Source organism: Oculatella sp. FACHB-28 (assembly GCF_014696015.1).
In the GTDB taxonomy this organism is placed as follows: domain Bacteria; phylum Cyanobacteriota; class Cyanobacteriia; order Elainellales; family Elainellaceae; genus JAAUTN01.
The window spans coordinates 86,067-99,330 of the sequence record NZ_JACJPJ010000043.1 but is presented as its reverse complement, the minus strand read 5'-3'; the positions used below and the strand labels follow the sequence as shown (position 1 = coordinate 99,330).

Annotated in this window: 14 protein-coding genes; 10 read left to right on the top strand and 4 right to left on the bottom strand. The window is 49.5% G+C overall.

From position 1 onward, the window contains the following. Positions 1-199 precede the first annotated feature (199 nt). The 3 genes from H6F88_RS06745 (at position 200) to accC (ending at position 3,308) form a co-directional block, all read left to right on the top strand. Positions 200-676: a hypothetical protein gene (locus H6F88_RS06745; protein ID WP_190641973.1), complete on the top strand. Its 477-nt coding sequence runs from the start codon at positions 200-202 to the stop codon at positions 674-676. A 273-nt stretch (positions 677-949) separates the two neighbouring features. Beyond that, positions 950-1,666, top strand: a complete 717-nt coding sequence (locus H6F88_RS06740) for a heme oxygenase (biliverdin-producing) (RefSeq protein ID WP_190641972.1) — start codon at positions 950-952, stop codon at positions 1,664-1,666. 286 nt (positions 1,667-1,952) lie between these two features. Next, complete coding sequence (accC, locus tag H6F88_RS06735) at positions 1,953-3,308, top strand: acetyl-CoA carboxylase biotin carboxylase subunit (RefSeq protein WP_190641971.1); 1,356 nt, start codon at positions 1,953-1,955, stop codon at positions 3,306-3,308. 129 nt (positions 3,309-3,437) lie between these two features. On the opposite strand, the gene H6F88_RS06730 is transcribed toward accC, so the two are convergent. Further along, the gene (locus tag H6F88_RS06730) at positions 3,438-3,725 is read right to left on the bottom strand and encodes a YggT family protein (protein ID WP_190641970.1); all 288 of its coding nucleotides are present in this window, start codon (positions 3,723-3,725) and stop codon (positions 3,438-3,440) included. A gap of 183 nt (positions 3,726-3,908) precedes the next feature. Between H6F88_RS06730 and H6F88_RS06725 the strand changes: the two genes are divergently transcribed. The 5 genes from H6F88_RS06725 to H6F88_RS06705 all read left to right on the top strand — a co-directional run bounded on the left by H6F88_RS06725 (position 3,909) and on the right by H6F88_RS06705 (position 8,284). Further along, positions 3,909-4,028 (top strand): photosystem II reaction center X protein, encoded by a 120-nt coding sequence (locus H6F88_RS06725; protein WP_190641969.1) that lies wholly within the window; start codon positions 3,909-3,911, stop codon positions 4,026-4,028. Positions 4,029-4,395: 367 nt separating this feature from the next. Continuing rightward, complete coding sequence (locus tag H6F88_RS06720; protein WP_190641968.1) at positions 4,396-5,244, top strand: Ycf66 family protein; 849 nt, start codon at positions 4,396-4,398, stop codon at positions 5,242-5,244. Positions 5,245-5,350: 106 nt separating this feature from the next. Continuing rightward, positions 5,351-5,812: a biopolymer transporter Tol gene (locus H6F88_RS06715; protein ID WP_347277672.1), complete on the top strand. Its 462-nt coding sequence runs from the start codon at positions 5,351-5,353 to the stop codon at positions 5,810-5,812. 70 nt (positions 5,813-5,882) lie between these two features. Then, on the top strand, positions 5,883-6,425 hold the full coding sequence (locus H6F88_RS06710; protein WP_347277252.1) for a Tol biopolymer transporter periplasmic protein: 543 nt from the start codon (positions 5,883-5,885) through the stop codon (positions 6,423-6,425). A gap of 338 nt (positions 6,426-6,763) precedes the next feature. After that, positions 6,764-8,284, top strand: coding sequence for a trypsin-like peptidase domain-containing protein (locus tag H6F88_RS06705; protein WP_190641967.1), 1,521 nt, complete (start codon positions 6,764-6,766; stop codon positions 8,282-8,284). On the opposite strand, the gene H6F88_RS06700 is transcribed toward H6F88_RS06705, so the two are convergent. Further along, a complete protein-coding gene (locus H6F88_RS06700) occupies positions 8,281-8,484 on the bottom strand; it encodes a chlorophyll a/b-binding protein (RefSeq protein ID WP_190641966.1) in 204 nt (67 codons plus the stop codon). The genes H6F88_RS06705 and H6F88_RS06700 overlap by 4 nt on opposite strands. 80 nt (positions 8,485-8,564) lie before the next feature. Continuing rightward, the gene (locus tag H6F88_RS06695; RefSeq protein ID WP_190641965.1) at positions 8,565-9,578 is read right to left on the bottom strand and encodes a succinate dehydrogenase/fumarate reductase iron-sulfur subunit; all 1,014 of its coding nucleotides are present in this window, start codon (positions 9,576-9,578) and stop codon (positions 8,565-8,567) included. Positions 9,579-10,503: 925 nt separating this feature from the next. Here H6F88_RS06695 and H6F88_RS06690 point away from each other — a divergent pair. Then, positions 10,504-10,914, top strand: coding sequence for an AbrB family transcriptional regulator (locus tag H6F88_RS06690; RefSeq protein ID WP_190641964.1), 411 nt, complete (start codon positions 10,504-10,506; stop codon positions 10,912-10,914). Between the two features lie 248 nt (positions 10,915-11,162). Continuing rightward, positions 11,163-12,008 (top strand): CPBP family intramembrane glutamic endopeptidase, encoded by an 846-nt coding sequence (locus H6F88_RS06685; protein WP_190641963.1) that lies wholly within the window; start codon positions 11,163-11,165, stop codon positions 12,006-12,008. Here H6F88_RS06685 and cbiE read toward each other — a convergent pair. Then, entirely contained in the window at positions 11,980-13,263 is a 1,284-nt protein-coding gene (gene cbiE / locus H6F88_RS06680) for a precorrin-6y C5,15-methyltransferase (decarboxylating) subunit CbiE (protein WP_190641962.1), read from the bottom strand. The genes H6F88_RS06685 and cbiE overlap by 29 nt on opposite strands. Position 13,264 lies beyond the last annotated feature (1 nt).

Sequence of the window (13,264 nt, the reverse complement as noted above, 5' to 3'; positions counted from 1 at the left end):
TCCAAAAACAGATGGAAGGGCACCCCGCTCCACGGGGTGCCCTTCCATCTGTTTTTGGAGAAACGTTATCATACGGTTGACGCAATCATGGACTAGCCGTTTGAATAGGCAGGCTAGGAGAACAAATTGGCGATGGCCCGGTCTTCTAACTAAGCCTTCTAACTCAGGCTGTAATTCTGACCCCACTCCAGCTAGAGTGATGCGAACAAAAAAACTTTTGGCAGGTCTGTTTCTCGCTGCGGGTTCCGCTATTGTTATCGCCTTCGCCCACAGTGTCATCACCGGAGACACTGGAACTAGATCCTCCCGACTAGTGGGAGGACTCCTATTTGGGGCACCCCCGATTGCCCTGGGAGGCTGGCTACTCGTTGGCGCATCCCGTCCTAACCCACGCCACGATCACATTAATTTACGTTCTATTTTTTACCGGTTGCTCAAGCAAAACAGCGGATATTTAACCGTGACGCAATTTGCTGCTGCTGCCAACCTGCCCAGAATGACTGCGCAATCCTATTTGGATGAGAGAGCCAAAGAATTTGATGCCAAATTTGCCGTCAGCAAAGACGGTAGCCTTGCCTATCAGTTCTACGTGCAAGACCAAAAAGGGGCGCATCTCACTGAAACTTTACGCGAACGACTCGCTAACTCTGACTTTAACGACATCACCATCATGTAAGGTGCTAGCTCTAAGCAGTTTGTGAGAACACCTTACCGCCGGACAGGTGTTCTCACAAACTACTTATGAAGCCGACAAGCATGAAGCCAACAAGGTTGTGTGGCTAGCAAGAATTGTCGCGTAAGAATTTTTAACAAAATCTCTCATCAAATCGGATTACTCTAACAATTTGGGAAGCTTTTTAACATTGTTTCTTAGCATTGTTAAGTAGCCTTGTTAAGCTTCGGCACTCCAGCAGGCAAATTTAATGTTGGGATTAGTAGGACTTTAATAATGACCAGTAATTTAGCAACCAAGCTGCGAGAGGGCACCAAAAAGGCCCATACAATGGCTGAGAACGTCGGCTTTGTGAAGTGCTTTCTCAAAGGAGTTGTAGAAAAGAACTCCTACCGAAAGCTGGTCGCCGACCTCTATTTTGTCTACTCGGCAATGGAAGAAGAAATGGAGCGCCATCAGCAGCATCCAATCGTTTCTAAAATCCATTTCCCAGAGCTAAATCGCAAGGAAAGTCTGGAGCGCGACCTGCACTTTTACTACGGAAACAACTGGCGCGACCAAATTGCTCCGACCCCTGCGGCTAAAGCATATGTAGAGCATATTCGTCAGGTCTCTGCAACGCAGCCTGAGCTACTCGTAGCACATTCCTACACCCGCTACCTGGGTGACCTGTCAGGCGGTCAAATCCTCAAAGGCATTGCCCAGCGTGGCATGAACCTGAGCAACGGTGAAGGAACCGCTTTCTACGAATTCAAAGACATTCCTGACGAAAAGCAGTTCAAAGCAAAATATCGTCAGGCAATGGATGAATTGCCCGTGGACGAGGCGACTGCCGATCGCATTGTTGACGAAGCAAATGCCACCTTCGGCATGAATATGAAAGTCTTCCAGGAACTTGAAGGCAACCTGATTAAGGCGATCGGTCAAATGCTGTTTAACAGCCTCACCCGTCGTCGCGGTCGCGGCAGCACCGAGTTGGCAACTGCTGACTAACTCATCAAGCTCTAAGCTCCTATCCTAAAAACTATTTGGGGAGGTTAATTTTTCGTAGACTAGCCTGCGAAAAATTAACCTCCCCAAGTTGCTTTAAGCCTGGTGGTAAGACAAGCTACAAGCGGTGTCTGCCGCATGATAGGATTAACTACTGGTTACGGACTTCCGATCCCTGTCTCTAAACATTTGAGTGGCTAGATGCCTTCGTCATTTCGCTGAAGCATGACTTCCCAGGGTGACTCGGAAAAGTTTGTCTCGCCTGACCCTCACCCGCTAAAGCTGGAAGATGCGTTTTTCCAAAATTTTGATTGCCAACCGTGGGGAAATTGCCCTTCGCATCCTTCGTACCTGCGAAGAGATGGGAATTGCCACCGTTGCCGTTCACTCCACAATCGATCGCAATGCGTTACATGTTCAGCTGGCAGATGAGGCGGTCTGCATCGGTGAGCCTCCCAGCAGCAAAAGCTATTTGAATATTCCCAATATTATTGCCGCAGCCCTGACTCGCAACGCTACTGCGATCCACCCGGGCTATGGTTTTTTGGCAGAAAACGCCCGTTTTGCTGAAATTTGCGCCGATCACCAGATTGCCTTTATCGGTCCTTCCCCTGAAGCAATGCGGGCAATGGGCGACAAATCAACTGCAAAAGAAACGATGCAGCGGATTGGTGTGCCTACTGTACCCGGAAGTGATGGGCTGCTAACCGATGATCAGGAAGCCTTGGCGATCGCCAACAAAATTGGCTATCCCGTCATCATTAAAGCAACAGCGGGCGGTGGCGGTCGCGGAATGCGTCTAGTTCGAGATGAAAGCGAATTAGTGAAATCTTTTCTAGCGGCTCAGGGTGAGGCGGATGCCGCTTTTGGTAACCCCGGCGTTTATCTAGAAAAATTCATCGAACGACCCCGTCACATCGAGTTTCAAATTCTTGCTGACAGCTACGGCAACGCCATTCACCTGGGAGAGCGAGACTGTTCCATTCAGCGACGGCACCAAAAGCTGCTAGAAGAAGCTCCCAGCGCTGCTCTCACCGCAGAACTGCGCGAAAAAATGGGATCTGCTGCTGTCCGGGTCGCTCAAGCGATCAACTACACGGGTGCAGGCACTATCGAATTTCTGCTTGACCAATCGGGACATTTTTATTTCATGGAGATGAACACCCGCATTCAGGTTGAGCATCCCGTCACCGAGATGATTACTGGCTTAGATCTAATTGCTGAGCAAATTCGCGTCGCCCAGGGAGAAAAGCTACGTCTGACACAGGAGCAGGTGGTATTTCGCGGACATGCGATCGAGTGCCGCATCAATGCTGAAGATCCTGACTACAACTTTCGTCCGCACCCCGGACGCATTAGCGGCTATTTGCCTCCTGGCGGTCCCGGCGTGCGAATTGATTCCCATGTTTATACCGACTACGAAATTCCGCCCTACTATGACTCGTTGATTGGCAAGCTGATTGTCTGGGGACCCGATCGCCCTGCCGCAATTCAACGAATGAAGCGAGCCTTACGAGAATGCGCGATCACAGGTTTACCCACCACGATTGGCTTTCACCAAAAAATTCTGGAAACTGCCGAATTTGGGCAAGGCAAGATCTACACCAACTTTGTTGAGCAAATGATGCGTCCCCCTGAAAAGTAAGTCTGTGGATGCGAAGCATTCGGTCAAGATTCAGTGCAATGACCGACATTTTGATCGAACGCTTTGCCCCTAACCCGCTAGAACTCAAGCATTTTCAGTCTTGCAGTAATTTCCTGCCTGGAAATTGCCTCAGTAAGCCATCATCGTCAGTAGCCCCTGCTGCCCCAGCAAAATTTCACGCAGCAGACTAAAAATTCCAACCCAAATAATAGGGGTGATGTCTACTCCACCTAAAGGAGGCACAAGCTTACGCAGTGGGATCAAAAAAGGTTCTGTGGGCAAAGCCACCAGAATGAATGGCATCCGATTCAGTTCGGCTTGAGGATACCAGGTCAAGACGATGCGAATAATGAACAACAAAATCAGCAGCCCCAACAGAGGAGCCAAAACCCAATTGGCGATTGCAACAGAGGTCATAGGTGCTAAAAATTAAGCTTTGTAACCGAGTCTATTCATATTCTACCGCCCCTCGAACGCGGCTTTAGACCTGCTCCAACTTAGAATTGCAGTAAAATCTAAAGCCAAATAGACTTCTCAAAGGATTAACAGCCCGATAAGATTATTAATGAAATAGCCTTCCAAATTTGGGGATCAAAACTCATGACACCATCTTTAGCAAATTTCCTATACAGCCTGCTTGCAGGAGCAGTCATCATCATTATTCCAGCAACCGTTGCCCTGATCTTCATTAGCCAAAGAGACAAGATCCAGCGCTCTTAGTCGGATGAGGTTATTTGACTCAGGTTTGTGAATTGAGCAGAGCCAGAGATTTTCAGAGTAGAAGTCATTTGATTCTGAAAATCCCTGGCTTTGTAGATCTAAGCTTCCGCATGACTTTTAGGACTGTTTAGATAAACTTCTAACCCAACTCCTGAAGTTTTAGTGTCTAGGTAGTCTTGACACAGAGCAGTATCCTCATTTAGCTTGGCTAGTTAATGCTTGTAGCGGTTTGGCTGAAAGACTTAGGTCAGTCAGCGATTCGGTTAGAGTAGAGATCATTACAAAATCAACAAGCGAATTGGTTAAACAAGCAAATCGATTTAACTAAAAGTCGCTTAGGATTAGGACATACTTACGGAGAACTGCAATGGTGGATGCTGGGCTGGGTTTGAACAGCATGATTACCCCGACGCTAGCAACGGTCAACATCATCTCAAACGCAAGTAGCCTTGTGGGGGTTGGTTTGGCCCTCTCAGGCGTAGGGCTTTATTTCCTGCGTTCGGTGCGCCCTAACTTGGCGCGAGATCATGACATTTTCTTTGCAGCAGTGGCGCTGGTTTGCGGTGGCATTCTGTTCTTCAATGGCTGGCGGCAAGACCCGATTTTGCAGTTTGGTCAGTTTATGCTGACGGGTTCTGCCATTTTCTTTGCGGTTGAGAGCATTCGTCTGCGGGCTGTCGCCACAGAGCAGGCAAAGCGCACAACGCCTGTTGTCGATGATGATCGTCCTGTGAGCCGAGTTTATCGGGCTGAGTTAGACGAACTGGATGCCCTAGATGAAGAACCTCGGCCTATCACCCGCCGGATCAGAGGCACACGCGATGCTCGCCCAAATGACGAATACGGTGAGGAAGTGCGTCGTCGTCCATCCAGCCGAGGCAGCAGCGATCGCCTCGGTTCTGGTGACCCTTACAGTGATGCGTCAAGCCGCCCTCGTCGCCGTCGTCCTCCCTCTAGTGGAACCGAGCGTCCAGTGTCCCGCCGTCCTGATGTAGACGAGTACTGGGGTGATACAGAGGACAAACCGATTCGCAGCAGTCGTCCTAGCCGCAGTTCCGATTCTCCCCCATCTTCAAGACCCAGAAGAACCCGCCCTCCTCAAGATGCGCCTCGCCGCAGTCGAGTTGAGTCAGAGCGATCGCCCTCTGACTACGTTGACTATCAGCCAATTGACTACACCAGCGAAGACCAGGATAATCCACGTGATTATGATTAGCGACAACTAAACGCTAGCTCCTCAAGTGGTCAGGCATTTTGGCATTTTCAAGCGCTTTCAGCAGTGGATAGGGTTAAGCATTGGCTTGATCCTGTTCACTTTTCTTATTAACTGCCAACAAGATGTAGCTTGGGCTGATGACTCCTTAAATGGTTTGAACAGCCTGTATACCGATGAGCAACCAGCCTTAAGCGGCAATAGGCAATTTATTGCTTACGTATCTAACCGAAACGGTACTCGCAGTCTTCTGCTGTTTGACTTGAAAAGTCAGGAATTTGTCGATTTGCCTCGGTTAAATCGCCCGGATGCGATCGCCGAAAACCCCGGCGTTAGCAACACAGCCCGCTACATTGTGTACGTTGCAAGCGATCGCGGTAGAGCCGATATTGAGCTATATGACCGCGTTACCGAACAAGTCCAGGTTCTCACGGCTGGCTACCGAGGCTGGGTGAGACACCCGAGCATTAGCCCTAACGGACGCTACATTACCTTTGAGACGGGCAGCAACGGACAGTGGGATATTGAAGTGATTGATCGAGGCACAAGAGTTGAGCTAGATGTTCTGTAGAGTGAAATCAGAGAATTAAACCGCAATTCCTCCTTGTCCCGCTCCGCCTTGCCCCCTCCGTCTTGCTCCTGTGAAACCTGCTGCTGTGAGATCTGTTTTAGCGATTTTAGTTTTGGCGATCGCCCTGTCTGCTCTGCTGATTGGTTGTTCAGGCCCACACTATCTCAGCTTTCCCTTTGACCCCAACGGACGCAGCCTCAACAGCCCCTATGCAGAACTATCTCCTAAAGCTGCTAGCAGACATCTTGTTTTTGTCTCAGACCGAGCAGGCAGTCAAGATGTCTATGTGTATGACCTAATCGGGCGGCAATTGCTCGACTTACCTGAACTCAACAGTCTAGATATGACTGTTGCCGATCCAGACATTTCTGAAGATGGTCGCTACATTGTTTTTGCAGGGAATCGGCAGGGCGAATCTAATATTTATCTGTATGATCGCCAACTGTATCAGCTTCGCAGTCTCACCAACGCTCTTAAAGCTGAAGTTCGTAACCCCAGCATTAGCGCTGATGGCAGCACTATCGCCTTTGAATCCAACGCTCAGGGGCAGTGGGACATCTTAATTTATACCCGTGCTGGCGATCCCCTAGACATTCCCATGAATCCCCGCTGAGGTTAGAGGAGGTTCGAATTTGATCTGTACGCTAGCACTTATAACATTTCTCTAGATGGGAGGGCACCCCGCGACGCGGGGTACCCTCCCATCTGTAACCCTAATTTTTGAGTTGGTATTACGCCTCAAAAAGTGATTCGTGCTGGAAGATTATTTCTTATTTAAATCTTCATTGCAACAGCGATAGCTGTCACACAAACCCTACCCAACCCTATCCCGGATAGCCAAAATAGAAGGATGAAGAAGGTATCGGATAAACGGAATCGGCGATCGCCATCAGGTATCTCCTGAATAGCTCTTTGAAATCTGTTCCCTAGCAGTTGCACCACAATTCCAGCATGAACATCAAACTCCTCAGCCGTGTAGCCACATCAGGAATCATCGCAGCAGGAACTGCCATTGGTCTCACCACCCTTGATGCATTTGTTCCGGTTGACCTGCTGAACGTTACTAACTTGGGTCAGTCCGGCTCCAACCAAGCGCTGGCTCAAGATGTGGAAGAAGACACCAACGTTCGGGTCTATGAAACGGCAAGTCCAGCGGTTGTTTCTGTAAATGCAGGAGACGGTTCAGGTAGTGGCAGCATCATTAGCCCAGACGGACTGATTCTGACCAATGCCCACGTTGTGGCAGGTAGCCGTACGGTGACAGTGCGTTTGTCGGACGGTAGAGAGGTTCAGGGCGATGTTATTGCGTTTGGGGAAGAGGGATTAGACTTAGCCGCAGTTCGATTACGAGGACAGAGCAATTTGCCCTACTTAAGGTTGGCTAACTCTGGCTCTGTACGCGTTGGACAAAGAGCCTTTGCGATCGGCAACCCCTTTGGACAGTTTCAAAATACTTTTACAGTGGGTATTGTCAGTCGAATTGACCAGGATCGGGGACTGATTCAAACTGACGCAGCAATTAACCCCGGCAACTCTGGCGGACCACTCCTGAATAACCGAGGAGAATTGGTTGGAGTTAACACCTCCATTTTTACAACGGGTAGCACTGCGGGAAATATCGGCATTGGGTTTGCCATTTCAGTCGATCGCGTTCAGCCATTCCTCACAGCAGTGCGAGAAGGAAGTGCCCCCACTGTTGCTCAAACCAACCGCCCCCAAATTAATCGTCCGCCTGAGGCGATCGCAGTCAACGGTCCAATTGTTAGGGGTAATCTAGGCGACGGCAGCAACGTCTTACCAGTAGACAATAGCTACTTCAACCTTTACACCTTTGAAGGCAGAGCCGGACAGCAGATTGAAATCACAATGAGTAGCAACCAATTGGATGCTTACCTGATCTTGCTGGCACCCGATGGTAGCGATCTGACTCAAGATGACGACAGTGCTGGCGGTACCAACGCTAGGCTAGCAACGACTTTGCCAGCTAACGGAACTTATACAATCCTGGCAAACTCCTATGCCGCAGGGGAATCAGGAGATTATGAATTGCGCGTAGCTTCGGCTGGGTCAACCCCTCAACCGCAAGCGGGGCAACCGACCGTCCAAGGACAACAGCCTCGACAGCAACAGCAACCCACCCCATCCGGCGTAATCTTGCAAGAGCAAGGGGTACTGAGCCCTGGTGGACCAACGCTATCTGACAATAGCCTCTACCGCGAACATGTTTTTCGCGCAACGCAGGGGCAGACGGTGACAGTCACGATGGAGAGTACAGAATTTGACACCTATCTGATCCTGGTGAACGAGCAGGGCGAACCACTCGAACAAAATGACGATCGGTGCCAGCAACAAACGCCAGAGTGCCGCAACTCTGAAATTAGAGTTACGCTACCCCAAACGGGTACCTACCGGGCGATCGCCAATGCCTACGATGCCAACGGTCAAGGGCGCTATACCCTCACAGTGCGCTAGCGTAGCCCCAGCCAGGTAAAGAAATCTTCGCGAGTAAGCAGCTCCAAAATCAGTAGCGCAAAGAACCCGATCATGGCAAATCGCCCATTGATCCGTTCAGCATAGGGTGTCCAGCCGAAGCCAGGCTCAGGCTGGACAGCCGTTTCGGCTGTGGAATCTGGAGTAACTTCGGGTGTGGGTGTGATTTTTTCAGAAGTCATAGGAATTGAGTCATTCAGAATAGGAATTTTGAGCATTCGTAAGAAATGCTAATCCACTAAAGGATTCTAAAGGGCTGTTGCTAGTTTGACTGCGACTCCAGATTTTGCACAGATTCGATTAGCGATCGCACCTCTGCTGCCCCTTCAGATGGCTCAAATTCTAAAGGAAACTTTCCTCGAACTAGCATCCGCAAGCCCAAAGGTCCAAGGCTAGCTAAACCTCGCAAGTCCCTAAACGAATCACCAACTACTTTTAGTCCAAACTGGCGCTCGTCAATCCAGCCGCCCTGCTTCACCAAATCAATCAAAACCTTGCGGTGCCGCACCGAACGGCTACTGCGCTCATCCTTGCGGTCTAAAATTTCCTGTTTGATTTTGCCAATCTGATCCATTGGCGCAACGTCCATCGGGCAAACCGCATTGCAGTAATAGCAGCGTGTACAGCCCCACACTCCATGAGTACCCTGGTTGTAGTTTTCTAGCCGAGCTTCCGTCTGGTCATCCCTGGAGTCAGCCACCATTCGAGCCGCTTTTGCCAGCGCATGAGGCCCAACAAAATCTGCATTCACCTCGCGCGCATTGCATTCTGAATAGCAGGCTCCACAGAGAATGCAGTTGCCATTTTGATTTAGGCGATCGCGCTCTTCTGGGGTTTGCAAAAACTCACGTTCTGGAACCTGTCGCGCCTTAGTGCTGACATACGGCTCAACCGCCTCGAGGTTATCCCAGAAGCTCTGCATATCCACTACCAAATCTTTGATCACGGGCATATTTCCCATTGGGGCAACCGTGATTGTTGGAAGTTCAGACCCATGATTCGAAGTTGCAGACGCTTGGATTTGTTGCAACCGAGCAATTTCGCTACCAATATTTTCCTTACAGGCTAGGGCAGACCGACCGTTAATTCGCATTCCACAACTGCCACAAATTGTGTTGCGACAGTTCTTCCGAAACGCCAAAGTACCGTCCTGTTCCCACTTAATTCGATTCAGACAATCTAAAACCGTATTGCCAGGTTCAACTTCTAATTCGTAAGTTTGGATTCGTGGAGTGCCGTCTAACTCCTGCCGAACCACTTTAAACAAAACTTGCATAGTCAAAGCAAATTCCAGACTCTTGATACTCAGCACTGATGCAATCTTTTGTGGGGATCAGTCAGTGCCTCTATATCTATAGTCTAAGCCGAAACTCCTTGAAACTCCTTTGACAAGGAGAATAACTTCACCTAATGCGCGGCGGGATAATGAAAGAGAGCAGCCAAAAACGCCTTGACCACAACCTCCCACAATCGTTTTCTGAAGGATCCCCCTTTCGTATTTATCACTACCAACCGCAAAACAACACCGATACAATCCAACTTAGGTAGCGAGATCAGGGTAAGGATTGCGAGTGTCTAGGTAAAGATTACGCTACTTACAATCACCGCTTATTTAGAACCAACCCCTACGCAATTTCTGAGTCAGATGGTTTGTGAAATCACGTCATTGGAGAGCGAATGCCTTGATAAACTTCCCAGGATTGCTACCAGCATGAGGGGAAGTAAATGAGTACAACATCTAGTCTTTACATGGCTTTTTTGCTTTTTGGAGTTGACAGTTCTCAGTAATCATGTATCGACTTTCAATCGCTCTTAGGATTCAAATCAACTATCTGATCTACTTCTGATATTGGTTAACCTCCAAATTTTGCCCCATGGATTTGACATACAGATCTCTATGGCTGAGATTAGGAAGATTGGCAATAAGTACCTTAGCTTAATTAGCAATGCACACTGCTAAGAAACGCGATGAAAACTCCAACTTAGCAATATAGGGTTAAGTCAATCCCGATACTCCTAAATTAGTCTTTCAGATTTTGCATAGGCTTTAAGCAGAGCATGATGTTTAACTAGTCTATTGTTTAGGTTCTTCAGTAAATTCTTGTCATATCAGTGACCTTTAGGGCTATATTTTTATATAGAAAAGGTTGGCATTAGCTCTAATTTGCTATCTTGAAGTCTGAAAGGACACCTTAAAGAAGATGACTGAAACTGTAACGGCTCCTTTAACCGGAAAAGCGCTACTTCAAAAAGTAAAAGAACTTTCCCACTTGCCTCGTCGAGAAAAAGCGAGACGGTGCGGATACTATACAGTTGGCAAAAATAACCAGACCCGCGTTAATCTTGCAGATTTTTTTGAAGCCGTACTAGCAGCCAAAGGAACTCCTTTGAGTGCAGAGGGTACAAAAGATGGACGGGGTCGAGAACCAACCTATCGAGTCAGTGTTCATAAGAATGGTCAGATAGTTATTGGTGCAACTTATACCGAAAAAATGGGATTAAAGCCCGGTGATGAGTTTGAGATTAAGTTAGGCTACAAGCACATTCACCTCATTCAGATTGACAGTGATAGAAATGGTTCGATTGACCTGGATGAGGATGAAGATCTCTAAAAAGCGAATGCTTTGATCGTGGTTTGTCAAGACCAACTTTGGGCTGTAATCCTCTCAAGATAAATAAGTAGATAAGTAAGCTAATCATTAATACTTGGAGAAATTACCGTTCAAATCTAAATCTACGCATGACCGTTCACATCAGAAATATGCATGAAGGCTCATGCCGTTGAGCAATCTGTATCCAATTCGTCTTGTTTTGGTACACCCTTTCCCGACTTTTGCTCGAAAGTTCTAGGCTGTTCGGTATGAGCTTTGCAGTTTTGACTAAAGCCCCTGCGCTGCTAAAGATCTTCATTTTCTTTCTCACCTGGGCGATCGCTTGGCTACCCATTGCGATACCGCTAGCGATCGCGCTTCACTGGCATCCTCCAAAACCCCTTGTCCCCTCGCAAAAGCTGCCTCTGCTAGCCTCGCTTTACCTGCTAGCACCTGCAATTTTGTGGGGGGCAGCCCATTTAGAGGGGACATCGTTCACCGATTACGGCTTGTCCTGGAATCCATCGGTACTGGGTTCAGTAGGGTTGGGGTGGTTGCTGGGGGTATTGGGTTTAGCGATTCTATTTGTGGTTCAGCAAGCTCTAGGTTGGCTACGCTGGCAGCGCCCAATTCAAACTAAGGCGGAAGGCAGTCATGCTGCCACTGCTTTGCTTCAGCTATTGCTGCCGACTTTGCTCCTGGGATTGTGGGTGAGCGTTACAGAAGAGTTAATTTTTCGTGGGTTTCTGATTAACCAGCTTCAGCAGGACTACTCTGTCTGGATGGCAGGGGCGATCGCCAGCCTAATTTTTGCGCTGCTACATCTAGTTTGGGAGGGCAAAGAAAATATTCCTCAACTGCCAGGACTGTGGCTGATGGGAATGGTGCTGGTGCTGGCGCGATGGGTGGATGGTGGCAGTTTGGGCTTAGCCTGTGGACTTCATGCTGGATGGATTTGGGCGATCGCTAGCCTGGATGCAATGGAGGCGATCGCTTACACCGGAAGCGGTTCAACCTGGCTTACTGGGTTAGGCGGCAAACCGCTAGCTGGAGTGATGGGAGTTTTATTTTTGTTAGCCACAGGGGCTATTCTATGGGAGTTTGGCTTAGCGTAAGCAGCGTCACCGGGTTGAGTGGCGTAAATCGGGTTAACGACCCAACTGGCACCGAGCGAGAAAGCTGCACCTGCAGCAAATGATGCTGCCAGCATTTTGCCTGGGGAAGTTGATCCCGCCATAGCAAAGCCGTAGTGAGACGTTCTAGCGTCGCTAAGGCAAGCACCAGAACGCCTTTAGGGGCTAGCCGTTGGGTGCAAAGATCAAGAATTTCGCTCAGGTTACCGCCACTGCCGCCGACAAAGATACGGTCTGGGTTTGGCAGGTTTTGCAGTGCATCGGGAGCGCTGCCGTGAATTGAGGTAATGTTTCTCACCTGAAAGCGATCGCAATTTTGCTGAATTAGGGCGGTTCCAGCAGCGGTTTGCTCAATTGCGTAGATCTGCGACTGCGGAAACAGGCGAGCAATCTCAATGGAGACAGAGCCCGTGCCCGCGCCAATATCCCAGATTACCTGCCCCGGTCGCAGTGCTAGTTCGCCCAAAACCAGCAGCCGAATTTCACGCTTAGTCATCAATCCAGGGCGATCGCCAAAGCTGAAAAAACTCTGATCGGGCAGTCCCAAGGCAGGTAACTGTTCCAAAGTTAGAGCTTTCTGTCGATCGGTGCGGAGCAGCACAACTACATTCAGGGGCGCAAAATCCTTCTCAGCTAACTCGTTTGCGGGGAGGGTTTGAATGCGTTCCTCGTTGCCTCCCAGGTTTTCACACACCCAAATCTCATACTCGCTGGGCAAGTCCAGCGCTAATAGCAGCCGGGCGATCGCCCCAGGCGTATTCTTAGGATCGGTTAGCACAGCAATTTTGGATTTGCCCTGCTGCAATGCCTGGGTGAGTTGCTCAAGCGATCGCCCATGCGCGCTGATCAGTTCTGTGTCCTGCCAGGAAACTTTGACCCGACTGAAGGCAAGCTGCACGGAACTGAGATGCGGGTGAAAGGTAATTTGGTCGGGCGGTAGTTCTGCTAGCAGCAGGCGACCGAGCCCGAAGAAGAGGGGATCGCCGGAGACGAGGATAGCGATTAAGGGGCTAGGGGCTAGGGACAGGGGGACAGGGGAAGGGAGGAGGGTGCGGAGGGTGGCGATCGCCTGATGGAAGTCTCCCAGGATGAGACGCTGGGCGGGGTGGTGGGGAAAGTAGCTGAGGTGGCGATCGCTGCCGACTAGCAGGGTGGCTTGTTGGATCAGCTTTTGCACTGAGTCAGGGAGTCCTGCTGCGCCGTCTAGCCCGATGCCAATAACCTGGATAGGTGTCATG

Bases quoted from the DNA above. Each gene is read 5' to 3' on its own strand.
- H6F88_RS06730 (WP_190641970.1), bottom strand. From the start codon at position 3,725: ATGACCTCTGTTGCAATCGCCAATTGGGTTTTGGCTCCTCTGTTGGGG.
- H6F88_RS06700 (WP_190641966.1), bottom strand. From the start codon at position 8,484: ATGACTTCTGAAAAAATCACACCCACACCCGAAGTTACTCCAGATTCC.
- accC (WP_190641971.1), top strand. From the start codon at position 1,953: ATGCGTTTTTCCAAAATTTTGATTGCCAACCGTGGGGAAATTGCCCTT.
- H6F88_RS06690 (WP_190641964.1), top strand. From the start codon at position 10,504: ATGACTGAAACTGTAACGGCTCCTTTAACCGGAAAAGCGCTACTTCAA.
- H6F88_RS06725 (WP_190641969.1), top strand. From the start codon at position 3,909: ATGACACCATCTTTAGCAAATTTCCTATACAGCCTGCTTGCAGGAGCA.
- H6F88_RS06685 (WP_190641963.1), top strand. From the start codon at position 11,163: ATGAGCTTTGCAGTTTTGACTAAAGCCCCTGCGCTGCTAAAGATCTTC.
- H6F88_RS06720 (WP_190641968.1), top strand. From the start codon at position 4,396: ATGGTGGATGCTGGGCTGGGTTTGAACAGCATGATTACCCCGACGCTA.
- H6F88_RS06705 (WP_190641967.1), top strand. From the start codon at position 6,764: ATGAACATCAAACTCCTCAGCCGTGTAGCCACATCAGGAATCATCGCA.
- H6F88_RS06695 (WP_190641965.1), bottom strand. From the start codon at position 9,578: ATGCAAGTTTTGTTTAAAGTGGTTCGGCAGGAGTTAGACGGCACTCCA.
- H6F88_RS06745 (WP_190641973.1), top strand. From the start codon at position 200: ATGCGAACAAAAAAACTTTTGGCAGGTCTGTTTCTCGCTGCGGGTTCC.
- H6F88_RS06740 (WP_190641972.1), top strand. From the start codon at position 950: ATGACCAGTAATTTAGCAACCAAGCTGCGAGAGGGCACCAAAAAGGCC.
- cbiE (WP_190641962.1), bottom strand. From the start codon at position 13,263: ATGACACCTATCCAGGTTATTGGCATCGGGCTAGACGGCGCAGCAGGA.